The sequence below is a fragment of the Bacillus sp. LQ16 genome (genome assembly GCF_057784645.1).
Window position 1 is genome coordinate 3,652,576 of sequence record NZ_CM173491.1, and the last position, 23,106, is coordinate 3,675,681.

Annotated in this window: 22 protein-coding genes; 6 read left to right on the top strand and 16 right to left on the bottom strand. The window is 32.6% G+C overall.

What is annotated here, in order from left to right:
• The first annotated feature begins 40 nt into the window (after nucleotides 1–40).
• Nucleotides 41–679 (top strand): YczE/YyaS/YitT family protein, encoded by a 639-nt coding sequence (locus AC3EMB_RS18285; protein WP_001241256.1) that lies wholly within the window; start codon nucleotides 41–43, stop codon nucleotides 677–679.
• Between the two features lie 92 nt (nucleotides 680–771).
• Here AC3EMB_RS18285 and AC3EMB_RS18290 read toward each other — a convergent pair whose 3' ends face one another.
• The 3 genes from AC3EMB_RS18290 to AC3EMB_RS18300 form a co-directional block, all read right to left on the bottom strand.
• Nucleotides 772–1,089, bottom strand: a complete 318-nt coding sequence (locus AC3EMB_RS18290) for a hypothetical protein (protein WP_053563781.1) — start codon at nucleotides 1,087–1,089, stop codon at nucleotides 772–774.
• 321 nt (nucleotides 1,090–1,410) lie between these two features.
• Nucleotides 1,411–1,986, bottom strand: coding sequence for a histidine phosphatase family protein (locus AC3EMB_RS18295; RefSeq protein WP_053563780.1), 576 nt, complete (start codon nucleotides 1,984–1,986; stop codon nucleotides 1,411–1,413).
• 138 nt (nucleotides 1,987–2,124) lie between these two features.
• Nucleotides 2,125–2,940 (bottom strand): alpha/beta fold hydrolase, encoded by an 816-nt coding sequence (locus tag AC3EMB_RS18300; protein WP_069356107.1) that lies wholly within the window; start codon nucleotides 2,938–2,940, stop codon nucleotides 2,125–2,127.
• A gap of 407 nt (nucleotides 2,941–3,347) precedes the next feature.
• Between AC3EMB_RS18300 and AC3EMB_RS18305 the strand changes: the two genes are divergently transcribed.
• Entirely contained in the window at nucleotides 3,348–6,068 is a 2,721-nt protein-coding gene (locus AC3EMB_RS18305; RefSeq protein ID WP_063548421.1) for a sensor domain-containing protein, read from the top strand.
• A gap of 79 nt (nucleotides 6,069–6,147) precedes the next feature.
• On the opposite strand, the gene murG is transcribed toward AC3EMB_RS18305, so the two are convergent.
• Genes murG through AC3EMB_RS18325 form a run of 4 tightly spaced genes read right to left on the bottom strand, consistent with a single transcriptional unit; the run spans nucleotide 6,148 to nucleotide 9,502 of the window.
• Nucleotides 6,148–7,212, bottom strand: a complete 1,065-nt coding sequence (gene murG / locus AC3EMB_RS18310; protein WP_053563777.1) for an undecaprenyldiphospho-muramoylpentapeptide beta-N-acetylglucosaminyltransferase — start codon at nucleotides 7,210–7,212, stop codon at nucleotides 6,148–6,150.
• Between the two features lie 48 nt (nucleotides 7,213–7,260).
• Nucleotides 7,261–7,611 carry a DUF6572 domain-containing protein gene (locus AC3EMB_RS18315; protein WP_002094117.1) on the bottom strand — a complete coding sequence of 117 codons (351 nt, stop codon included), beginning with the start codon at nucleotides 7,609–7,611 and terminating at the stop codon, nucleotides 7,261–7,263.
• A complete protein-coding gene (locus AC3EMB_RS18320) occupies nucleotides 7,608–8,519 on the bottom strand; it encodes an SDR family oxidoreductase (protein ID WP_098679136.1) in 912 nt (303 codons plus the stop codon). The genes AC3EMB_RS18315 and AC3EMB_RS18320 overlap by 4 nt, the downstream gene beginning before the upstream one ends.
• Nucleotides 8,516–9,502 (bottom strand): UDP-N-acetylglucosamine 4,6-dehydratase family protein, encoded by a 987-nt coding sequence (locus AC3EMB_RS18325; protein ID WP_488517216.1) that lies wholly within the window; start codon nucleotides 9,500–9,502, stop codon nucleotides 8,516–8,518. The genes AC3EMB_RS18320 and AC3EMB_RS18325 overlap by 4 nt, the downstream gene beginning before the upstream one ends.
• Before the next feature lie 301 nt (nucleotides 9,503–9,803).
• Here AC3EMB_RS18325 and AC3EMB_RS18330 point away from each other — a divergent pair, with 301 nt between their 5' ends.
• Both AC3EMB_RS18330 and AC3EMB_RS18335 read left to right on the top strand, forming a co-directional pair.
• Complete coding sequence (locus AC3EMB_RS18330; protein WP_000375774.1) at nucleotides 9,804–10,982, top strand: DUF2515 domain-containing protein; 1,179 nt, start codon at nucleotides 9,804–9,806, stop codon at nucleotides 10,980–10,982.
• Complete coding sequence (locus tag AC3EMB_RS18335; protein WP_015406501.1) at nucleotides 10,957–11,358, top strand: CBO0543 family protein; 402 nt, start codon at nucleotides 10,957–10,959, stop codon at nucleotides 11,356–11,358. The genes AC3EMB_RS18330 and AC3EMB_RS18335 overlap by 26 nt, the downstream gene beginning before the upstream one ends.
• 22 nt (nucleotides 11,359–11,380) lie before the next feature.
• Here AC3EMB_RS18335 and AC3EMB_RS18340 read toward each other — a convergent pair whose 3' ends face one another.
• The 9 genes from AC3EMB_RS18340 to AC3EMB_RS18380 all read right to left on the bottom strand — a co-directional run bounded on the left by AC3EMB_RS18340 (nucleotide 11,381) and on the right by AC3EMB_RS18380 (nucleotide 20,293).
• Complete coding sequence (locus tag AC3EMB_RS18340; protein ID WP_000214633.1) at nucleotides 11,381–11,806, bottom strand: YfmQ family protein; 426 nt, start codon at nucleotides 11,804–11,806, stop codon at nucleotides 11,381–11,383.
• Between the two features lie 20 nt (nucleotides 11,807–11,826).
• Nucleotides 11,827–12,498: an LrgB family protein gene (locus tag AC3EMB_RS18345; protein ID WP_242806097.1), complete on the bottom strand. Its 672-nt coding sequence runs from the start codon at nucleotides 12,496–12,498 to the stop codon at nucleotides 11,827–11,829.
• 23 nt (nucleotides 12,499–12,521) lie between these two features.
• On the bottom strand, nucleotides 12,522–12,878 hold the full coding sequence (locus AC3EMB_RS18350) for a CidA/LrgA family holin-like protein (protein ID WP_000878380.1): 357 nt from the start codon (nucleotides 12,876–12,878) through the stop codon (nucleotides 12,522–12,524).
• A 33-nt stretch (nucleotides 12,879–12,911) separates the two neighbouring features.
• Nucleotides 12,912–14,345: a MocR-like pyridoxine biosynthesis transcription factor PdxR gene (gene pdxR, locus AC3EMB_RS18355; RefSeq protein ID WP_000454956.1), complete on the bottom strand. Its 1,434-nt coding sequence runs from the start codon at nucleotides 14,343–14,345 to the stop codon at nucleotides 12,912–12,914.
• A gap of 186 nt (nucleotides 14,346–14,531) precedes the next feature.
• Nucleotides 14,532–14,723, bottom strand: coding sequence for a hypothetical protein (locus tag AC3EMB_RS18360; protein WP_000006458.1), 192 nt, complete (start codon nucleotides 14,721–14,723; stop codon nucleotides 14,532–14,534).
• 219 nt (nucleotides 14,724–14,942) lie between these two features.
• Nucleotides 14,943–15,650: a GntR family transcriptional regulator gene (locus tag AC3EMB_RS18365; protein ID WP_001274912.1), complete on the bottom strand. Its 708-nt coding sequence runs from the start codon at nucleotides 15,648–15,650 to the stop codon at nucleotides 14,943–14,945.
• Between the two features lie 30 nt (nucleotides 15,651–15,680).
• Nucleotides 15,681–17,090: a glycoside hydrolase family 1 protein gene (locus AC3EMB_RS18370; protein ID WP_000671628.1), complete on the bottom strand. Its 1,410-nt coding sequence runs from the start codon at nucleotides 17,088–17,090 to the stop codon at nucleotides 15,681–15,683.
• 192 nt (nucleotides 17,091–17,282) lie between these two features.
• Complete coding sequence (plcA, locus tag AC3EMB_RS18375) at nucleotides 17,283–18,272, bottom strand: phosphatidylinositol diacylglycerol-lyase (RefSeq protein ID WP_000066297.1); 990 nt, start codon at nucleotides 18,270–18,272, stop codon at nucleotides 17,283–17,285.
• Nucleotides 18,273–18,451: 179 nt separating this feature from the next.
• Nucleotides 18,452–20,293 (bottom strand): S8 family peptidase, encoded by a 1,842-nt coding sequence (locus AC3EMB_RS18380; RefSeq protein WP_069356110.1) that lies wholly within the window; start codon nucleotides 20,291–20,293, stop codon nucleotides 18,452–18,454.
• A 292-nt stretch (nucleotides 20,294–20,585) separates the two neighbouring features.
• On the opposite strand from AC3EMB_RS18380, the gene AC3EMB_RS18385 reads away from it, so the two are divergent.
• Both AC3EMB_RS18385 and AC3EMB_RS18390 read left to right on the top strand, forming a co-directional pair.
• Nucleotides 20,586–21,383 carry a cell wall hydrolase gene (locus tag AC3EMB_RS18385; RefSeq protein WP_000771005.1) on the top strand — a complete coding sequence of 266 codons (798 nt, stop codon included), beginning with the start codon at nucleotides 20,586–20,588 and terminating at the stop codon, nucleotides 21,381–21,383.
• Nucleotides 21,384–21,648: 265 nt separating this feature from the next.
• Nucleotides 21,649–22,986, top strand: a complete 1,338-nt coding sequence (locus tag AC3EMB_RS18390) for an NAD(P)/FAD-dependent oxidoreductase (protein ID WP_029443099.1) — start codon at nucleotides 21,649–21,651, stop codon at nucleotides 22,984–22,986.
• Nucleotides 22,987–23,106: the final 120 nt, after the last annotated feature.

Below are 23,106 nucleotides of genomic sequence, written 5' to 3' on the forward strand. Positions count from 1 at the left end.
AGGTAACATACATAATTATAAAATATGGGAGGTTGTAAAGATGAGGCTAACTCTCTTTCGCTATTTTCTTTTTTTCTTAGGATTAATTTTCTTTGGCCTTGGAAACGCTCTTGCAGTCAAAGTTAAATTTCTCGGTTTGCACCCTTGGGAAGTTTTAAATATGGCTCTTTACCAAAAGTTTGGATGGACCATCGGTACGTGGAGTGTCATATGTGGGTTATGTCTCGTTCTAATATCTTTACTAGTAGATCGAAAATATATAAATGTGGGGACATTTTTGAATGCACTACTTATCGGTCCCATTATGGACTTTTTCTTACAATCAAACATGCTTCCAGACGCTAGTAATTATTTATGGATAAACTTACTCATTTTATTTTCTGGTATTGCCATTACAGGTATCGGGGGAGGTATGTACGTTGCGGCTGGGATTGGCGCTGGACCCCGTGATGGATTCATGCTTACTATTTCAGACAAAACAGGACTTTCTATTAGCCGTGCTAGAATCATAGTAGAATGTATTGTACTAGTTATTGGATTTATGCTAGGAGGTCCTGTTTTCATCGTAACTTTTCTGTACACCTTTATTCAAAGTCCAATCTTTCAGCAATCATTTAAGATGTTTCAAACACTTTTACATACTTTACATGGCAAAAAGAAAATTAGTGAGCATATTTAAAGTACAGCTTAATACAAATAAATTCACCCTATTTACGACTCTCATCGCAAATAGGGTGTTTCTGTTTTTATCTCGCAATTTAAGAATATATACTACTCATTCACAATAAAAGTATATACATCATCATGAATACAGCCATTTACTTTAATCACATACTTCCCAGGTTTATTAAAACTAATTGTGTATTTATTTAACTGAATTGCTTCTTTATCTCCAGAAAGAATATCAATGCTTCTGCCACTTAATACATACAATTCATTTAGATTCATCGATACATCAATTGTATTGAAATTTTCCACTTTCACTTGCTGTGCTTCCGCAACGCTTACACTTGGTTCTAAAAACAGTAGTCCACTTAATCCAATCGTCCCCGCTAAAGCAACTCCCGCAAACTTTTTAATCTGTTTCATTACAATGACCTCCTTATAGATTTTGCGTAAAGGTAATGTCCTCCCTTACACCACAAAGCCTATATGTAATGAAATGAAAAGTAAACGGGGACTGTAAGACAAAATTCTACATCTTTTTCTCCTATTGAATATAAATCCAACGTTTGGAGTTTTGACACATTTAAAATTGTTTCCCTAAACCAATTCCCCAATAATTTATTCAAATACTGAATAATTACTTATTGATTTAACATTCTAAAAATAGTTGATAAAGATGCTTTCTATTCAAAAAAAGACTTTGCTATAAAAGTAACTTTTACAACAAAATCCATGCAACTAATTTTATTCCGCTTTCCATAATCTCTTTACATTCATTAATTGTTCTTCTTTAAACTCCATCTTATATATATCCGGTTTTGACGTATTCATTAAAAATTCAAAACCATATTGTTTATCAAAATAGTTCATCATTAATGTCATGACAAGCCCATGTGTACCAATTACAATTTTGCATCCTCGAAAATCCATTAAGATTTCTTTTAATACTTTCACTACTCTTCTCTGGCAATCTGCATATGACTCTCCTTCCGTTCGTGCAAAGTCCGGATTAGAGAACATCTTCTGTACAAGTGGATACACCTCTTTGTCTGATATAACCTGATCCTCACTTGAAAACATACACTCTTTAAGATTTTCATATACTACTATTTCTTTTTCATGGAAATTAGCTGACTCCTCTATCGTTAGCATAGCCCGATTATAAGGACTGGAAATAAAAGTATCAATCCTCTCCGCTTTTAATATGTCAGTTACTCCACGGGCATCCATATGTCCCCTCTCAGTTAATCCACGCATTCTTTCATTTCCTTCTAGTTTTGGTGATTCACCATGTCTAACCATATAAATATATGTGCTCATAATTTCTCCTTAAAATTTTTTATAAAGTGAAACTTTAATCAGCCCTCACTAATCGGGCTGCCCGGCAAATAGCGAGATAAGTTAATAAATCACGTTCATTTATCCCATTTCAACACTTAGGGGTAATACTAAAATACTTTATAAACTGTGCTGATTTGTTCGTCTAATCCATTCTCCTACTAAACTCTCAAATAATTCAGGCTGCTCAATTTGTAAATTATGCCCTGCCATATCTAACACTGCTAATGTTGCCCTTGGATATTCTTCAATAATTTCTATAATATTTTGATAACCTACTGATATATCTTGTCTTCCAGTCAGTAAAAGAACGGGATTTCCATATTTTTCATGCTGAAAATCCATAGTAAGAGAGTAATTCTTTTGCAACCTTTCAATAAATTCATAATTAGCAACATCTAACCCAGGCTTAATTTCTTCTTTAAATCGCGTATATGTATATTCATTTGCTATTACAGCTAACTCACAAAACTCCTCTCTTTCTGTGGAAGTGAGCGTATTTAAAAATTCCTCATCTTGTACAATTATCTGTTTATCTGGAAGAATCCTTTTTTCTGGCTCCGCTACAACAACAGGACATACTAATAGTAATCCGCTAACTCTCTCAAACATCTTTGCAAGTATACCTTTGGCTAAATAGCCTCCATATGATTCTCCTACCAATAAAAATTTTTCAGTACAAATGATTTCCTCAATAAATGTGATAAGCACATCTACTATACGATCTGAACTATTTATCCAATTTGGAGCATTCGATTTTCCCATTCCAGGTAAATCAATATATATTCGCTTATAACCTTCATATTTCTGAAATACTGATTCCATACATTTCATCATTAACCTATGGTCAGGAGCGCAGCCATGTATGATAATGACCGGTTTACCCTCCCCCACAATTTCATAGTATATTTCTGCATCTTTAATTCGATATATCATAAAAAAACCTCCCTATTTAGTGGAAATACTATTCCACTCTGTAAGAATACACGTTCTTATTTTATATCTTTTCCTAACATTTCTACAAATATTAATTTTCAGACTAAAAATAAAAATCCCACCTAAAAAAAATCCTCATCATTTTATATGCAATTTTGCATCTCCACTTACAAATCACTAAAAAAACTTTACAATTCAAAGGATGACTAAATATACAATTTCTATTTAAAGTCTTGATACCGTCTATACTATCCACCACAATATTTTTTCAATTTTGAGAATACTTATACTCTTTAACACTTTCCTTATAAACATGATTTTTATAAGGAAATCTGATACAATTCTTAAATAATATTATTATGTATAGATATAACGAACATAGTGCATAATTAAAGAAGGTGATTTCATTGAAATTAAATAAAAATTTACAATTATGTATATTAATCGGAACATTAATATGCTATTCAATCTATTTTATGTTTTTCTATCTGTTCCCTACTCATTTTTCAAATTCAGATGTACGCTTCGCTTCACTTGTCGTTGAAGCCATTACATTTGTATCACTGATTTACTCTATATATTCTAAAAAAGTCAGTTCAAATCCGTTTTGGATATGTATTACAATAGCAATTGGTAGTTTTTTATTAGGGAAAATAGTATATACATATCAAGATAGCTTCTTCGAAATTCCAATACATCGTTTTACTATTTCTGATGTATTTTACATGGTTTTTCTACTTTTCTGTCTTATCGCTTTCTCCTATAAAATCTTAAAGGAATGCAATAAATGGGAAAAAGCGTTCTTTATTTGTGATATATGCATAGTGCTTACTTCCATATTTACATTAGAATGGTATTTATTTAATCAACCAAATTTAAATATATTCGCTCTTTCACTAGGAGATGTTTTCCTTTCATTTTTATATCCAATTGCAGATTTATTATTTCTACTGCTAGGTGTTAGTCTCTTTTTCCGTCCAACAATTTTTAATTCCAAACGGAAAATTTATATATTTATTTTTGTATTAATAAGTTCTGCAACTTTTAACTATATTTATTTTTACTTAAATAACCACTTATCAACAGAAACAATAACATTATTACGTCTTTTATATAGAATACCTATATTACTTATTGCAATAGCTGGCTCTATTTCAGAAGATCATAATAGCCATAAAAATTATTTCATTGTAAACCCTATAATAGGAAAAAAAGCTTTAGTTGTATTTCCCTATCTTGCTGTTGCAATACTAATCGGGTTTACATTAAAAGAACAAACATCATCTTCAACTCTCATTACAGGGAATTGTATTACTTTTATTTTCGTACTCATTCGTCATTCTATCGTACGTATGCAAAACAATTCCTTAACAAAACGTTTACAGGCATTTAATGCCCAACTAGAAGAAAAAGTTACTGTACGGACGTCTGATTTAGTTCATAAATCAGAGGCTCTTTCTCAAAAACAACAAAAGTTTAAATCATTATATGAATATCATCCTGACCCTATTTTCACCATTGATTTAAATGGAACATTCTTAAATGTAAATAAGGCTGGGAGTGTACTACTTGGGGCACCAACGGATGAGTTACTAGGCGAAACTTGTTTTTCGATCATTTTAGATGAAGATAAGCATAAGCTAGCATTGGCATTAGAAAAAGTGAAACAACAAGAATCGGCATTCTTACAACTTAGTTCTCAATATAAAGATGGCTTTACTTATTTTTTATACGTTACAATCATTCCTATTATAATAGACGGACAAATTTCAGGAAGCTATATTATGGTGAAAGATATTACTGCACTAAAAAAACAGCAAGAAGAAATAAAATATTTAGCATTCCATGACACTGTAACGAAAATTGGGAACCGTGCCTTTTTCCATAAGAAATTAAAGAGAGTTATAAAAAATGCTAAAATAACAGAAAGCGAGTTTGCATTATTATATTTAGATTTAGATCGCTTTAAAGCAATTAACGATACACTTGGACATTCGTCAGGAGATTACATATTAGAAGAAGTAGCAAAGCGATTCCAATCATGTCTTCCATCACATACTCATCTTTCAAGAATCGGTGGCGATGAATTTACAATCATAATTGAAAACTATACTGACGAAGATTACTTATTCCAATTATGTAACCAATTATTTGAATGCATGAAAAAATCATTTATCATACATGAGCATAAATTAACTTTATCACTGAGTATCGGTATCGCTATTTATCCACATTCCGGAATCGATACCGCTACACTTTTGAAAAACGCTAATGTTGCAATGTATGATGCAAAAGCAAAAGAGCTTAATTCTGTCTCTATTTATGACGATGTAATCGCTAAAAAAATTGAAAGACGATTACGATTAGAAAAAGATTTACCAAACGCACTACAAAATGAAGAATTGTTCCTTTTGTATCAACCTCAAGTTGATAGTGAATCTAATAAAATTATCGGTGCAGAAGCTTTAATTAGGTGGAATCATCCTGAATTAGGTATTATTTCTCCATACGAGTTTATTCCGATTGCAGAAGAAACACTACAAATTATTTCAATAGGAAAATGGACATTAGAGCAGGCTTGTAAGCAAATGAAACGTTGGCACGCACTCGGATATTCACATTTAAAAATAGGTGTAAATTTATCTGCTAAAGAATTTGAACAAGAGGATTTTGTAAAATCTATTTCTTCTACTTTAACAAATACAGGTTTACCAGCAAGCTCTCTTGATCTTGAATTAACAGAGCGAATTGCAATGATGGATGAGCGAGAAACATTGATAAAACTGCGTACACTAAAAAGTTTAGGGATTCACATTTCAATCGACGACTTTGGTACAGGTTATTCTTCGCTAGCCTACTTACCTTTATATCCAATTGATACGTTAAAAATCCCGAGAGAATTTATTACAATGTCTGAAACATGTGATGATGGAATGGAAATTATTAAAACGATCATCACATTAGCAAATACATTAGGAATGTCTGTCATTGCTGAAGGTGTAGAAACAAAAGAGCACGTAAATTTCCTTCAAAAAAATAAATGTCAGTTTATTCAAGGTTACTATTACAGTAAACCTATTCATATTCATGCATTTACTGAGCTATTAGAAAACGGCATTCACCCATAGTACATAACTAATTAGAACAAATATAGCAAAAAGGAAAGAAGATACCTTCTTTCCTTTTGTTTTTCTATTTACATTTCTATTACTTCACCACTTCATTTATTATATCTATTATTTGATGAATCCCCTCATCATTTGTTTTCTTATACCCATTCATGTTTTGAATATATTTCTCCTTATTTGTATACAACTTATTTACTGCATGTATAAATGTATTCGTACTTACTCTGTCTTGGAGTATAACTTCAGCATATCCTTGCCGTGAAAAATATTCAGCATTTAAAACTTGATCTCCCCTACTGGAACTGTTAGTTAACGGGATAAGCAACATCGGTTTCTTCAAAAATAACAATTCAGAAATAGCAGTAGAACCCGCTCTAGAAACTACAACACTTGCCATATTTAGTATATGCGGCAACTCGTCGCCTATATATTCAAATTGCATATACCCCTCCATACCAATAGATGGGTCTACCTTTCCTTTACCACATATATGAATAATATTAAAATTTAATAGTATTGTATCTAAACATTCCCTTACCATATCATTTATCCACTTAGCACCTTGACTCCCACCCATAATTAATAATACTGGTTTATCTTGCTGAAATTCACAATATCTTCTTCCTCGTAATACGTTACCCTTCTCAATTTCTTCCCTTACAATTGGTCCTACATAAACCTTCTTCTCATTACTTACATTTTCTCCTGTCTGAGGAAATGTTGTGCATAGCTTTGTAGCAAAAGGTAATGCTATTTTATTAGCAAGTCCTAATGTGCTATCTGGTTCACGTATAATTATAGGCACACGATTTAACCATGCTCCTATAGCTACAGGAACTGAAACAAATCCTCCTGCTGAAAAGATAACGTCAGGCTTTGTTTTCTTAATTAATTTATAACTTTGTAAACACCCTCGTATAATTTTAAAAGGATCTTTAAAATTTTCCCAATCCCAATATCTCCTAAGCTTGCCCGTTGAAACACTATTGTATTTAACATTTTGCACTAATGATTTTTCAATTCCATTTTTTGATCCAATATACTCGACTCTCCAGCCTTTCTCTATAAATTTAGGAATTAATACAATATTAATCATAACGTGTCCGGCTGTACCGCCCCCAGTAAAAAGAATCGTTTTGCTCATAACTTATACCCACCTTTATTATTAAAAATCTAGCTATCTCTTTACCTTTTAAATGTAAATAAACTTATTATTTTTTATATAAATCTTTAACTCCACCTCTATATCTTGTAAAAGATCTTTAATGAGTTCATAAAAATCATTTCCATACTCACTACACTCGTATTGAGCAAAGATTTGAATCACATATCTAGTTTCCGTCTCTAATGCTGACTTTATTTGATTAACCCTTTTTTCTTCTACATACGCTTGATATTTATGTATTGCCTCATAAAGACGCAATACATGCGCTTCTTCATCTCTCCAATCCAACGTATCAACAATTGAAAGAAATAGCGTATTTTGATTATCTATTATTTCATAATCATTCATATATTTCTTACACCCTTTTTTGTTTTTCATTGCATGCAGATGTCACTACACTTCGCATACTCAAGTACATCTTTTAATGATTGATGAAATTCAATTTCTGGGATCCAACCTAACCTTTTTATCTCCTCTATTGCTAAACTCTCATTTGAGTCGCTCCCACTCTTCTCTGTTTCCTCTATAAAAAAATTTAGCTGTGTTAATTCTTTATATTGTTCTAGTACATTTAATAAAGATCGTTTTACTCCTGATCCGATATTATATTGTGTTCCATTTATTCCATCTCGTAATAACACATGATACGCTTTAATGGCATCACGTACATCTAGAAAATCTCTACTATCTTTCAAACTGTTTACTTCGATAATAGCCTTACTTCTACCTGATTCTATATCTATCATTTTCTTTGCGAGAATCGAACAAATGCCATTCGATTCCCCTGGACCAATTAAGTTTGAGGGCTTTGCAATGATAATATTTGAATCCATTAATCCTCCCCAAGCCTCTGCAATAATGACTTGCATCGTTTTACTTAAACTATATGGATTTGAAATTTTTATTTCGTTCATACTATCTGCTTGCAAAGCAGATCCTATAACTAATGTTCTACAATCCGAGGCTTCTTGCTTAATTGCTTCTAATAAATATAACGTTCCTATTACATTAATCTCTATATACTCAAGAGCAGCTGTCCAAGATTCTATAACCGAATTCCTTCCTGCTAAATGCAATACGTAGTCTGGCTTTATTTGTTTCATTACCTTCATTACTTCGCTCTTATTAGTTAAATTACAAGTAATACCATTTCTAATTTTTTCTCTATGTGCACGATTTTGAAACATAGGAATTACATGAAAGCCCTGCTCTAAAAAATATTGGCAAGCATGGCGTCCTGTGAAACCATTTGCACCAGTTATTAAAAGGCTCGCATTTTTTTTCATCGCAAAAACCCTCCTTTTAATAGCATTTGTTTCACCTCATGTTTTGCAAGTAAATCTTGTTGAGAACTAAAACTCTTCACATCCACTAAAGGATAGCTAGAATAATATTCTTGAAGTCCTTCGATAGGAATAGTCGGTAGTACCACAAAATAATTTTGATCAAAACTTATACTTGTTTTACTCTCTACCTCAGATAGAAGCATTTCACTTAATTTTTCACCCGGTCTTATCCCTACCTCTTTTACCTTAACATTTTCTTTTCCTGAATATTTAATTAACACTTCTGCTAAATCTGTTATTTTACATGCCGGCATTTTCATAACAAAGATTTCCCCGCCTCTACCTTGATATACTGCTTTAAATAACAATCCAACAGCATCTTCAACTGTTAAGAAAAATCTAGTCATATTCGCATCGGTAATCCCTACTTGTGAAGATCTTTTAATTTGTTGTTTAAAAAGCGGTACTACACTTCCACTCGTTCCTAAAACATTTCCACCACGAACACAAATGAATTTTGTTTTCTTCGTTTGTATATTCGCATGAATCATTAATTTTTCACCAATTGCTTTTGTCATCCCATACGTATTTGATGGATCAGCTGCTTTATCCGTTGAAACATATATAACTTTTTCAACTTGCGTCTGTGTAGAGGCTTCAATTACATTTTGCGTACCATGTATGTTAGTTTTTATAGCTTCATAAGGATAATACTCACATACTGGAACGTGTTTTAAAGCTGCAAGATGGAATACATAATGTACACCTTGGCATGCATAGACTAGTTGATCTTTATCACGAATATCTCCAATAATAAATTTTAGCCTATCATCATTTATAAACTGTTGCTGCATTTCAAACTGGACCGTTTCATTTCTTGAAAAAACTCTAATTTCTTTCGGTGATTTTTCTAATAGTTGTTTTATAAGTTCATGCCCCCACGAACCTGTACCACCAGTAATTAAAATTATTTTATTTAACATTCCTTTTCCTCCTACGAAACATCTCAATTTAAATAATATTTATTGAATTATTTTCAATTGATTCAAATCATAATCGTCGTTTGTTACATTTAATTGACAAAATAAAAAAACAGAAACTATTAAACTTAGTTTCTGTTTTTCATTTCACCTCACAACAGTAAGATTTTTTATACTGTTTGCATGATAAATAAATTCCTTGTAAAAAACACCGCTCATTTATTTCTTATACTCGTAATAAAATAAATAGAATGATTCATAGCCAATAATCATGTTTAAATTTATGAAAAAGGGAGGTAACGGAATGGACCGAAACAATTCATATCATACATATAACGGACCTTCCAAAGCACTGCCTCTCTCCCTATTCGATGTAAAAAATGAATTGAAACAAAAAAGCAAACTTATTCCTTCTGATACCATGTATAAATTAACGAAAGAAGAGCAACTCATCATCAACAAAATAAAAATACAAACAGAACAGCTAAATAAAAATAATGTTACAAGAACACGCGCATACTACCAATTTTACATTCAATATCCAGAAATACATTGGGCACTGCTTGGGCATATGGTATCACGTAACGGCGGTTGGAATATGACTGATTTAAAGGGCGATTTATATACGAGAATTTTATCAGAGAAAGATCAATTCATATTTTTTTCTTTTTTAGAAAGAGGGAATTGGCTTATTTTCCAAGATGTATACCCTCAATTTTTACTTTACGAACAAAGTGTAAAGAGATCACAAAAGTTATTTCACCTTCTCCCTCACCTAAATGTTTCTACATTTATGGAAACGATGTGGAACGATTTTTGGAAAACAGGCAACAAAAAAACATTAGCGATTGCAACTATTGTTAATGAACAAAACTACTTAGAAAAAAGAGTGATTCAAAATGTACAATTTAAAAAGACTGTACTAAATAGTATTGGATTTAAACTCTTTGATTTCTTTCAGTTTAATCATATCCTTTTCCCATTCTACGAAAATGATAAAAAACAAAAAGTATTACTATTTGGTGATACAATGAAACATTTCACTTCCTTACATGAACGAATATTAATTGGAAAAAGATTGTATTCATTATTATTTCGAGATACACATGTTTTATCTCAAATAATAAGCTGGGCCCAACATCATCCGCATACAGGATCAAGGAAAGATTACTGGCCCCATTTATTTTCAAGTGTAAATGAATCTTTTTCCCGTGAGTTTTATAAGCGCCGAATAAAGAAATGCCAGTTGCGAAGTGGCGCTTATCGTATATACAGTCCTTCACTCATCTATGCATGGCGAGATATGAAGCATGAAGAAGTTGACAGTGAAGATTGGTTTACCGATTGGCAAGTTGTAAATTACTTAGTTGATAAGGAGGAAAATATAAATGGACAAATTACAGAAGACTACTGCAAAACACTCGAAAAAATTGAACTCGCAATTCTCGCAAAGAAAAATGTCCTCCTCCGAGAAGAAGAATGAGTTTCTAGCATTAGTAGTTACAATCTTTCTCTCTTCTATTATTGGAACTTGTTTAGATGCTTTTTTTGTTCATAAACAAATATATTCCTTTCCAGCTAGACCCTTCTCATCCACATTTTTAGTTAATATAGCTTTTACATTGTTCGTACTGCCGATTTTAACAGTTATCTTTATACACATTTCAAAAAAATTATCTAAAGTTTCTAGAATTCTATTTATTATTTCGATCGGTATTTGCGCTAGCCTTTTTGAACAGATTGCTGAAAGTTTAGGTTTATTTGTACATAGTGCGAATTGGAACCATACATATTCTTTATTTGGTTATATGATTTTTTATTCTTTTATTTGGAACGTATATAATTGGATAAAAAAATAAAGAGACCATTATAGGTCCCTTCTTAAGCATACTCTTCCATTATTGCTAATGGTGCCAGTGTTTGAAGGCTTTTAGAGCGTAAACGATAGGCAACGACTTTCTTCTTATATTGCTTAATGACATCAACATGTTCCTCATAGCTATATAGAGAAAACCTAATCTCTTTATTCCCTTTCTTCGTATCAATGACTATTGGTGTCCCTTCTCCGTGCGGCGGGAAATAATGTTTATCTAAAAACAAAGCCTCATTAAATTCATGAATAACTTGTAGTTTCATTTCTCCCTCTATATTTTTTCCATCTATCGATATAGAAGTATTTTCCGCCTCAAGCTTTTGATGCAATTCAAATTTACTAATAATTGATTCTACAACAGAAGTGGGCATGCTAGAAACTAATACTTTAATAGCTCCAAAAACAAATAATGTAACTATAAACCATGTTGTCATTGTTATCATCTCCATTACATTTAAAAAATAAATTTCGTTCCATACGGTATTAGTATACTAATGAGTATTCCAGTTACAATCATCGTTACCGAACCGATAGTCGCTTCTTTCTCGCCTTCCTTCACTAAACGGCTCACACCGATAATATGTGATGCACAGCCCATTCCAACTCCTTTTCCAATCGTACTTGTTATACTGAAAAGCTTAAGTACTGTTGGTCCGATAATAGCACCTGTTATTCCTGCAACAACTACAAAACTAGAAGTCATAGATGGAATACCACCAATTTGATCCGCTAATGATAGGGCAATAGGCATCGTTGCTAACTGTGGTAAAGTAGTTAATATAAGTTCCTTATCTATATTTAAAATTCCGCCAATCACTACATTCATACTCGTTACAGCCACTATACCTATCACTACTCCAATAAGTATCGATAAAAAATTTTTCATAAGTATCTTTCGCTCTTTAAATAGAGGTATGGCTAATGCTACAATTGCAGGGCTCAATAAGCTTGAAAGAATGTCTCCTCCATTTTCCCTATACTCATGATGAGAAATATCAAAAATCAAAAATAAACAAATCATAATTGCCGTAACTGTTAACACCGGTAACGTAAATGCAAACGTAAATTTTTTATATAGCTTTGTCGCCAAGAAATAAATTGCTACAGTAATAATAATTAAGACCATTTGAATCGTGCACCTTGTCGATTTTATTTTTTTGTTGTTATTAATAATTGACTTATATACCCTGAAACAATCAAAGTTACTACAGTACTTGCAACTACTAAAAGGAATATAATACTCCCCTTACTTAAAAGAAAAGACCCGTATTCCATCAGCCCTGTTGTCGAAGGGATTAAAAATAACGGTAAAAATACGATTAACTTTTCCGCACCTAACTCAAACCATTTTAACGGTAAAATGCGAGTGGAAAGGAGCAGGAACAGCATTAACATCCCTATTAAACTTCCCGGTATTGATAGATGGAATATTTCCTGAATCCACGTACCCACTAAGCTAAATATATATAGCACGCCTACTTGAAGTAAAAGCATCACGTACTTCATTTCTTTCCCTCATTTCACTATCACACATCCATATTATGAAATTTCATTTAGCGTGTCGGCAAACCGTTTAATTCCAAGTTGAATTTGTTCTATATTCGCTCTACCAAACGTAAATCGTATATATTCATTTTTCGAACCTAAAACACTGCCCGGAACAAATGCGACACCATTCCGTATAGATTCACCTAATAAGTGATATTCATCAAACTTTCCTTTCACTTTACACCATACATGTATTCCACCCTCTGGCACGAAACATTCAACTCGGTCTCCCAATGTTCCTTCAAGCTCTGCAATTAATTCATCTCTTCTTTGCTTCAATTGTCCACGAAGTATCGTAATATGTGTATGAAAATCCTTTGATTCTAAAAATTGATTTGCTACCCACTGCGTAAATACACTATGGCCAAAATCAACTTGTTGCTTTGCATCTGCTAAACGCTCAATTACGCGTGTAGGACCAATTATCCATCCAATACGTAATCCTGATGCAACAATTTTTGATAATGAACTTATATAAAGAACATTTCCATTTTGGTCCATTGATTTTAATGTCGGGTTCACTTCTCCATTAAAAGAAATTAAACTATACGGATCATCTTCTACAATTGGTATACCGAACTCAGAAGACAGTTCTAAAATCTTTTTACGTCTCGCTAATGAAAGCACAGTACCTGTTGGATTTTGATAATCTGGATTCAAAAAGACCATACGAATACGATGCTTTTTGTGCAAATCGATTAAGTCATCTGGATTCATTCCATGCTCATCAACAGGTAAATGAAATATGTTTAAACCGGCCGATTTAAACATTGGAAGTGAAAAACAATATGAAGGATCTTCAATCGCAATCGCATCGCCAGGTTTTAATAAACATTGAACGATAAGATTAAGCGCCTGTTGTGCTCCAGACGTAATAAGAATAGAGCTTGAATCTGCTTCAATTTGTTTATATTGCTGAACATGTGCTGCAATTGTTTTTCTCAACATCTCATTTCCAAGTGGATGGTCATAGCCGAGATTTTCCATAAATGTTTTCTCCGCCAAAATTGTTCGAAATCTATCACTCGGAATTAATTCTGGTGACAGTTCACCACTCGCTAAATTAATTAAATCATCTTTTTGTGTTTCCGTTCGAATTTGTTGAACGAGTGGTACGTTAGGTAAGAACGATCCATCCTCCACGTACCTACCCCAGTTCGGTATTCGTTTATGTGAGACACCCCATATGTCTGTATTAACCCGTGTTCCGCTTCCCTTTTGCCGTTCTACTACTCCAAGTGATTTTAATTCTTCATACGCAGCTACTATTGTACTCCGGTTCACCTGTAATTCCTTTGCCAATATACGCTCAGAAGGTAACTTACTATCAGAAGGAAATTCACCTGAAGAAATGCCTCTTTCAATATAATCAGCAATTTGTTTATATACAGGTGTCTTATCTGCACGATTTGGTTTCCATTCCATCTAGTTTCCTCCTTTCAAAACGAACTATCCTCATTTTTTACTAACAGTATTCACCGTAAAAATAGTATTAATTAGTCACATTTTCTTATCCGTAAATGGATATATCCAAAATGGTTCTCTTTCTGATTACTCAATAGCTTCTGAAATTCCAACTTCATACTCTCATTTCAGTTCTTTTACAAACTATTAAATCATTACCGCGTACCATGTTACCCCGGCCAGTAGAACAAAAAGAAGAAGAATATAGATTGCAGATAAGTTTTTCACATTTCTTTTTGTAGACTTACCGTAATTCTCCTCCACGTTTCTTGCAACTAGTACAGTCCCAAATAGCGATACAATTACAATAATAACGACTAGTGAAATTGCAAAACTCATTGTCTTTTCACCTCTCTAAGACCCATCTATTTTAATTAAAGAACTTACATAAAAACCTTCCTCTTTAAAACGTTGATAACATACTACCTTTCTTCTCTTATCATAATAGATGTTTGCAAAAAGCGGACCAACCACTTTCGTGTTTTTTTGCTCATCCACTTAAAAAATAAAAAGCAACTGATCACTTAGGACCAGTTGCTTTTTTCACACGATAATTTTTCATTTAAAATTAATTCGATTTAAAAGTTTCGCCTTTTCATAATGAAACATCGACTGAGATAACTCAAAAATTGTTCCATTTACAAGATACACTGTATTTTCAATAAGAAGCGCCGGATCACCTTCATTTAATTCTAAAAGCTGTGCATTTTCTTTATTTACTTTTTCACAACTAATAACTTTATCAGCAAAACCAATATTTAATCGTAAATCTTCAATGAAATAACTGTATACAGAGCTTAATGCTATTTCTTCGTTCAAATATGGAATAATATCCTTTTTGAAATAACTTACTTCAATAGAGAATGGTTTAGCATCTACAATTCTTAAGCGCTTCAAAAAATACAACCTAGTTCCAGCTTCGCATTGCATCCGCTTTGCTATCTCTTCGTCCGCATCTATTACTTCCAGCTCTAACACTTTCGTTTCAATATTTTGTGAAACAAGATTTTTCGTTAATCCACGTAAACTTCCTAAATTAATGTAATCTGTTACAGAAGTTTCGCGTAAAAACATGCCACTACCTTGCACTTGAAAAATATAACCTCTATTCACAAGCTGACTAATTACTTTACGTATCGTATTACGGCTTACTTCAAATCGATTCATCAACGCTTCTTCTGTAGGTAGTTTTTTCGTTTCATTAAAAAGCCCATCTCGAATGTTTTGCTCTAACACATCTGCAATTTGTTTATACTTTGCACTCATACACTTTCTCCTAAAATACGCTTTTATCTGTTATAACTCTTCCCCTCTCGTTTCGATCACACGTTTATACCAATGAAACGAAAGTTTCTTCTTACGTTTTAAGTTATCATTATGATCGACAAAAATAAAGCCATATTGCTTTTTATATCCATTTAACCAACTTAAAAGATCAATCACTGACCATGCATAATAACCTTTTAAGTTAATTCCCTCTTCAATTGCACGCTTCATTACTTTTAAATGCGCTTCAATAAATTTAATTCTCGGAACATCTACAATTTCTCCGTCAATGATTGGATCTTCATCACCAAGTCCATTTTCCGTTACATACATCTTTATGTCACCGTAACGCGCTTTCAACATATGCAACCCCTCTAAGAAACCTTCGGGAGATATTTCCCATCCCCATTTTGTATATGTTTTATCATCCATTTTAACTGTTCGATAAAAACCATCAAAAGAAGGGTTACCTGGAGCAAGCGTTGAGTTTTCTCGAGAATGTTCCTCACTCTTTATATCCATATCGTATCTTTCTACTCGTATTGGTTGATAATAATTCAAGCCAATAAAATCATTTTCTTCTGCATTTTGTTTAATGATTTCTAATTCTTCAACCGTCCAATTAGGAGTCCATCCTTTTTCCTTTAATTGTTGTACAACATAAGACGGATACTCGCCCTTTAAAATTGGATCATAATACCAATACGTTTCATATTCATTCGCATGATTTGCTGCTTGTATATTTTCTTTTTGATCATCCACACTATAAGCAGGTAAGAAAACATGTGTAATCCCAATCTCACCATATTGTTTCAGCTGCTTGTACACCGCAACTGTTTTCGCATGTGCATAAAATACATAATGAGTCGCTTGAAAATACTTTGGAACATCATTTTGGATTCCTGGTGGATGTGCACCTTTTAAATAACCTAATCCACAAAACATTACTGTCTCATTAAAAGTAATCCAATGCTTAACTCTGTCACCAAATGCCTTAAAACAAGTTTCTGCATATTTTACGAAAGCCTCTGCTGTTCTTTTATTCGTCCATCCACCATCTTTTTCTAACGGTAATGGTAAATCCCAATGATATAAAGTGACAAACGGCACAATCCCGTATTTTAAACATTCATCAATTAAGTTGTTATAAAATTCAATCCCTTTTTCATTTACCTTTCCATCTCCAGTCGGCAATATTCTCGCCCAAGAAATAGAAAAACGATACGATTCTAATCCCATCTCAGCCATTAAGCGAACATCTTCCTTATATCGATGATAATGATCAACAGCTACATCACCATTTGTTCCATTGTATGTTTTGCCAGGAATTTTTGAAAACTCGTCCCAATTCGTAACACCTTTTCCATCTTCATTCCATGCACCTTCTACTTGATAAGAAGCTGAAGCAGCTCCGAATAAAAAATCATGTGGAAACTTCATAGTATATACCTCCATTTCATTACAACAAATCAAATTCATTCACATATATAAAATTTATAGGTACAAATTTTATATGTATGATTATATCTTATGTTTTTATTTTTTTCTATTATAAAAGTACAATTTCTATTGTTGGTTATTGGAAAATAAATAAGAAGCGATATATTTTATCGCTTCTTACTCTCATCATCTTTATTCTTTTATTAATGACTTATTCGCTCTTATAACTTCTTGATACAATAATGGTGACCACTTTTCATTTATGTAGTCTTGAATTACCCAGCCCACTCTCAAAGGATTCTTTTGTTTTATATAGTTTGCAATTTCAGGATTTATATAAGAGGCATAGTAATACGGACTATTCCATGCTGTACCACCAGAAGACAAGCTTGTAAAATTAATATATAGATGATTTAAATCCTCGCTATTGTTCATAGTTTCATCCATCGTATCTTTAATAGATTTTACTTTCTCATCATAATTCACTTTATATTTATCTTGTACTGTTACATTTACATTTTGGTTTACAGTTGTAGTAAACGTCTCATTATCTGGCCAATAAAAATTATTATATCCTCCAGATTCATTACTACCACTATATCTTTTTAGTAGTACAATTTTCCCACGAGCATCTCCAAGTTTTATATTTCCTTCTGTTTTTAAAAAGATAGGATCAACAAAATAATTTTTTTCAAACGTACTACTAAATGAACCTTCTGCCCCTTTCATATCCTCATACTCTTTTTTTAAAGACATAATAATTGTTTCACTCGGGTTATCTTTTAAAAATTGTTTCGCTTCATTTATGAATTCATGCAGTGTTACGTAAAGATATAATGGCCCATGATGAAGAACTATCGTATTATCATCTGTTAAACGTCCTCTTATATCAAAAATGCGAGCTCCATGGTCCATTTGATAGCGAAAATCATATTCTTGCGTCATTCCCCACACTTGCTTAATCGGATTTTGCAACTTGAACGTCCCACTATCGTGTGTTCCTGGAATTGAAATTCGTGCTAACGGGATATTATCAGGTATAGGTTGCATCCATTTTGACCAATTTTCAAGCTCATTAACAGAGCTAGCTGCAACTACTCTCTTATCATGTAAAGCAAATACAAATGTGATAAATATTGTACTACATATGAATAATTTCAAAATTAACTTCTTATTGCTCATTATTATCCCTCACTTTTTCTGTTTTTACATCAAACTTATTGAATATAATATAAGCTAGTTCATAAAAAATAAATAACATTTCATCAATATGAAATATTGCATAGAAGTAAAGTTAAAAAATCATTCACATATACTAAATTAGAAAAATTTAAAGGAACTTCATCTGAAGTTCCTTTTGCTTATTTTATGTTCAATACATATGAACCATCTTTATTCTCATATTTATAGACGTATAAATAATATTTCCCTGGCTTTGCATTATAAGTTCCTTTAACTACATTTCCTTCATTTTCACCATATGCTACATAGTTATTTAAATCTGATTCATGATGAAGTACCCATGTCATTCCGATATTTTGTTCATTTAGTAGAGAAATATTAATATTTTCCGGTGAGTCAATTTGGAAAGTAAATACATCTACTCTATCACTATTATGTAGCGTTCCTTTCACCGGTGTATGAAAGTTAACTTTATTTGCCTGCCTAGGCTCATTGTTTGGTTCATTTTCTGTTACTTGTAACTCATTCCCACCGTTTGGTTTTCTTTGTTCATAACCTAAGTTTACTAGTATAGACTTCAAATCTGGTAAAACACCAATTTTATCTGCATATGGATCTTTAGATTTTGTTCCTGTGCTCTGGTTGCTTAATATTGCTCTTAGTTCACTTGGTCTATATGGTTGTCCTAAATTTTCTTTAGCAATGCTTTGTACTAAAGTCGCTGCCCCAGCAATAATTGGCGAGGCACTAGATGTTCCGCTAAAGCTTGAAGTATAAAGATTTACAGCACTTCTACTTTGCTCGGCTGTAGTTGTATCTACATTTTCTCCCCATCCGTACACATCAATACGGCTTCCATAATTCGAAAACCACATACGTTCATGAGGGAAAGATGAAGAGCCAGCTCCTACCATAATTGCACCCGAATCTTTAAAATCTTTACTATTACGATTTAAGACTTGCTTACCTTTTCTATCTTTGAACTGATCTAAATCATTCCACCCATTTGCTCCAGCCTCTATAATTACAATTCCCTTATCTGTACCAGCACGAATTGCATCAAAAATATCTGGTTGTACTTCAACAGGTAAATATTTATCACCATATCCATCAAAGGATGCTTGCGCCTCTAATAATAAAACATCCCCAGCTTCTAACTGATTTACAGCGCTTAATATTGCATCAGCCGTATTATACTGTCCGTTATCTCTTATTTGAGAGATAACCTTTGCTTTCGCTTTTGGCGCAATCCCAATATTCCCGACTTCATTGTCCTCAGAGGATACAATTCCTAGTACAGACGTCCCATGACCGACATGCTGATTTATATTTCTTCCAGACATTAATTCAATATTTTGATGTAATAAATCCTCATGATTTAATAGCCATCCGTATTCCATATCAACAAAAGTAATACCATTTCCATTACCGCCTTGAATTCCCCAGGCGAAAGGCGCATTAATACCGTATGGGGCTGCTTCAAGATAACCTTGTTTTTTAAATCTAGGATTGTTATTAGGATTAAGAGCTACACTTGATGATTGCACTTCAGGTGGCATTATTTTCTCTTGTTTCTTCATATACGCATCTTCTATTAAAGAAGATGCCTTTAACTTATCTACTATTTCTTCTTCATACCCACTATTTTGATTTTGAAGAATATAGTAGTTTAATAGACTTGTAGATACATGATTAGGTGCTTTCACTTCAAGGTTTTGTATTTGTTCCGGGCTTACAGATGTGAATAAACGAGTAAATGTTACATCTGGATATTCTGTCAAAAGATCTTTTATTACTTTATCATTCGTTTGAGATTGTATTTGTTTTTCAATACCATCTTCATATGGCAAATCCAAATCCGCTTTAAATTTTACAATGATTTGCTTATCTGTTTCTTGTTCTATCCCTAATTTACTCTGCTGTTCTATAGAATCAGCATATACACTATTGATAGTGCCTCCTGTTCCTAAAAGTGTTGTAATGATTACAGTTGACGCACACATTTTTTGAAATATTTTCATTACATCAATCCTCCTATTAATAATTATTAATCATTATATTAATCTATAATGATTAATTCTATAACGTATTCCCTTTCTACTAAATAGATTATAGTAATCAGAAATATGAACTTCAATGTATTTTCATATGCAATATTTCATATTCTGACTCTACACTAAACGAATATGAAACTTATAGTGATTATTTATTTTATATGTGCTAATATACTTACATTAATATATTACGCATATACACATTTCAAACTACATTACTTAATTGTTTCACCTTAATTTTTTCTTAGGAGGATTTACAATGAAATTACTAAAAATAAAACATATAATTCCTTTATCTGCGGCCGCAATTACATTCGTATGTAGTCAAAGTACAGCTGAAGCTTCTACCATTCATACAGTAAAAAAGAACGATACACTTTGGGGCATTAGTAAACAATACGGAGTTTCAATACAATCCATTAAACAGGCTAATAATAAAGGAAACGATAAAACCTTTATTGGCGAACAGTTACATATTCCAGGGTCCGTGAAATCAAATGAAATCACTGTTCCTCAAAACGCCAAGCCTGCGAACATTTCTGAACAAATTATTTATCAAGTACAACCGGGAGATTCATTAGAAACGATAGCAAAGCGTTACAATGTCACTGTCCAATCTATAAAACAAATGAACAATACAGTCGGAAACAAGCTTTATACAGGACAACATTTAAAAATCAACTCAAGTATTTCACAAAAAGAAAAAGACTTAATGGCACGCTTAGTTACCGCTGAAGCAGGTGGCGAATCCTATAAAGGAAAAGTAGCAGTAGCCAAAGTTATACTAAATCGTGTAAATGCAAAAGGTTTTCCAAATACAATAACAGGCGTTATTTATGAACCTATTAAATACGGATATGCATTTACTCCTGTTACAGATGGAAGAATTAATCAACCTGCAAGTGCAGAAGCAAAAATGGCTGTAGAAGAGGCTATCTCCACAAATGGAGTAGATTCAGACTGGATTTATTTCTACAATCCAAAAACATCAACGGACAAGTGGATTACGACACGTCAAACAGTAGCAGTAATTGGTAACCATGTGTTTGCTAAATAAGATTTAAAATCATTAACAGGCCTCTTCACTTAAAAGGTCTGTTTTTTTATATGTAAGATGTTATTAATCATATGACATAGTGATTTTTTAAACTATTTCTTCTTTCAAATAAAAATTTTTGTATTTACTCCACCACTCGGAGAAATTAATAGAGCATCAAGTTCAAAAACTCCCACTTTATTAATAAAAGCTATTTCTTACCTTCATAAAATTGTTATACACTAGAAAAATAAAAAACAAACTATTCGTTAGCAGGTGAAAGAATATGTATGATGTTACAATTATCGGCGCTGGAGTAAGTAGCATTTTTATGGCTTATTCACTAGCTAAAAGTAACAAAAAAGTTTTAATTCTTGATAAAGGTAAAGCGCTAGAAGATCGCCATTGTCCTTTAGACGAAGGAAAAGTGTGTAATTGTACTACATGTGATAAATATTTTGGGTTTGGTGGTTTAGGAAAATCTGAAGGGAAATTTAATTATACAAACGGATTTGGCGGAGAACTTGAGCAAAAAGTCGGTAAAGAGGGCTTTATACAACTCATGGCTGAAGTAGATGAAATTCTATGTCAGTTTGGTGGAAGTTCTGTCTCAAAATATTCTACTGAAAATTCAAGTCTCACTAAGAGAGCTGAAGCGTGTGGTTTACAAATGCTAACAACAGAAGTAAGACATCTTGGTACTACACTTTCCAGTAACATTTTTCAGCAGCTCTATGAATTTTTACTGACGAAAATAAAGATCCAATTTCATATAGATGTACAACATATTCTGAAACAGGAAGATCATTTTACAATAGAGACAAATCAAGGAACAGCTCAAACTAAGCAACTAGTATTTGCAACTGGGCGTTCAGGGGCTGACTGGTTAAAAGATATGTGCAGTTCTCTAAATATTTCTCAGGAGCAAACACGTGTAGATTTAGGAATTAGAGTAGAAATGAAAGAACATCAATTACGTTCTATATTAAAAGATACTTTTGAAACAAAACTTTCTTATCAAGGTGAGCATTTCACAGCAACTACTTACTGTATGAATCCAAAAGGACGCATCATTCGAAAGTACGAAGAAGGTTTAGTTATGCCTGACGGTCAAAATTTTCGAGAGCAAGGAACTGGCACTTCTAATTTAAATTTCACTTTATTTATTCCTCGCTATTTTCCAACTCTCAAAGAAGCAAATGTATACGCAAGTTCAATTATTAAAGGCATTAACCAAGGACGAGATCGGATTGTTATACAGCGCTTAGAGGACTTACTAAAGAAACAACCTACGGCGGAAAACAGCATGGAACATAATCGTATACAGCCTACACTACAGGGGGACTATGGAGATTTGAATCAAGAAATTCCTCAATTATATATTGAAGGGCTAAAAGAATTTTTATTACGCTTAGAACAATTTATACAAGAGCCTATCGATCAGCATACTTTACTATATGGAATTGATGGAAAGTTCTATGCTCCTACGATAAAAATTAATAATCATTTTGAAACTAGTATACATGGGCTATTTTTAATTGGAGATTGTTCAGGCGTTACGCATTCATTATCTCAAGCAGCTGCAAGTGGTCTGTATGTTGGAAAGTACTTATCTGACATTTAATTTCTATCATTAAGATTCTAGTCAAATATTCCTAATTTCAAAACACTTTACTTATATAGTAAAAATATATTAATAAGCCCTCCTATCCTTCCCGGCTAATGATTAACCGACAAAAAATCG

Bases quoted from the DNA above. Each gene is read 5' to 3' on its own strand.
- AC3EMB_RS18285 (WP_001241256.1), top strand. From the start codon at position 41: ATGAGGCTAACTCTCTTTCGCTATTTTCTTTTTTTCTTAGGATTAATT.
- AC3EMB_RS18290 (WP_053563781.1), bottom strand. From the start codon at position 1,089: ATGAAACAGATTAAAAAGTTTGCGGGAGTTGCTTTAGCGGGGACGATT.
- AC3EMB_RS18295 (WP_053563780.1), bottom strand. From the start codon at position 1,986: ATGAGCACATATATTTATATGGTTAGACATGGTGAATCACCAAAACTA.
- AC3EMB_RS18300 (WP_069356107.1), bottom strand. From the start codon at position 2,940: ATGATATATCGAATTAAAGATGCAGAAATATACTATGAAATTGTGGGG.
- murG (WP_053563777.1), bottom strand. From the start codon at position 7,212: ATGAGCAAAACGATTCTTTTTACTGGGGGCGGTACAGCCGGACACGTT.
- AC3EMB_RS18315 (WP_002094117.1), bottom strand. From the start codon at position 7,611: ATGAAAAACAAAAAAGGGTGTAAGAAATATATGAATGATTATGAAATA.
- AC3EMB_RS18320 (WP_098679136.1), bottom strand. From the start codon at position 8,519: ATGAAAAAAAATGCGAGCCTTTTAATAACTGGTGCAAATGGTTTCACA.
- AC3EMB_RS18325 (WP_488517216.1), bottom strand. From the start codon at position 9,502: ATGTTAAATAAAATAATTTTAATTACTGGTGGTACAGGTTCGTGGGGG.
- AC3EMB_RS18330 (WP_000375774.1), top strand. From the start codon at position 9,804: ATGGACCGAAACAATTCATATCATACATATAACGGACCTTCCAAAGCA.
- AC3EMB_RS18335 (WP_015406501.1), top strand. From the start codon at position 10,957: ATGTCCTCCTCCGAGAAGAAGAATGAGTTTCTAGCATTAGTAGTTACA.
- AC3EMB_RS18340 (WP_000214633.1), bottom strand. From the start codon at position 11,806: ATGACAACATGGTTTATAGTTACATTATTTGTTTTTGGAGCTATTAAA.
- AC3EMB_RS18345 (WP_242806097.1), bottom strand. From the start codon at position 12,498: ATGGTCTTAATTATTATTACTGTAGCAATTTATTTCTTGGCGACAAAG.
- AC3EMB_RS18350 (WP_000878380.1), bottom strand. From the start codon at position 12,878: ATGAAGTACGTGATGCTTTTACTTCAAGTAGGCGTGCTATATATATTT.
- pdxR (WP_000454956.1), bottom strand. From the start codon at position 14,345: ATGGAATGGAAACCAAATCGTGCAGATAAGACACCTGTATATAAACAA.
- AC3EMB_RS18360 (WP_000006458.1), bottom strand. From the start codon at position 14,723: ATGAGTTTTGCAATTTCACTAGTCGTTATTATTGTAATTGTATCGCTA.
- AC3EMB_RS18365 (WP_001274912.1), bottom strand. From the start codon at position 15,650: ATGAGTGCAAAGTATAAACAAATTGCAGATGTGTTAGAGCAAAACATT.
- AC3EMB_RS18370 (WP_000671628.1), bottom strand. From the start codon at position 17,090: ATGAAGTTTCCACATGATTTTTTATTCGGAGCTGCTTCAGCTTCTTAT.
- plcA (WP_000066297.1), bottom strand. From the start codon at position 18,272: ATGAGCAATAAGAAGTTAATTTTGAAATTATTCATATGTAGTACAATA.
- AC3EMB_RS18380 (WP_069356110.1), bottom strand. From the start codon at position 20,293: ATGAAAATATTTCAAAAAATGTGTGCGTCAACTGTAATCATTACAACA.
- AC3EMB_RS18385 (WP_000771005.1), top strand. From the start codon at position 20,586: ATGAAATTACTAAAAATAAAACATATAATTCCTTTATCTGCGGCCGCA.
- AC3EMB_RS18390 (WP_029443099.1), top strand. From the start codon at position 21,649: ATGTATGATGTTACAATTATCGGCGCTGGAGTAAGTAGCATTTTTATG.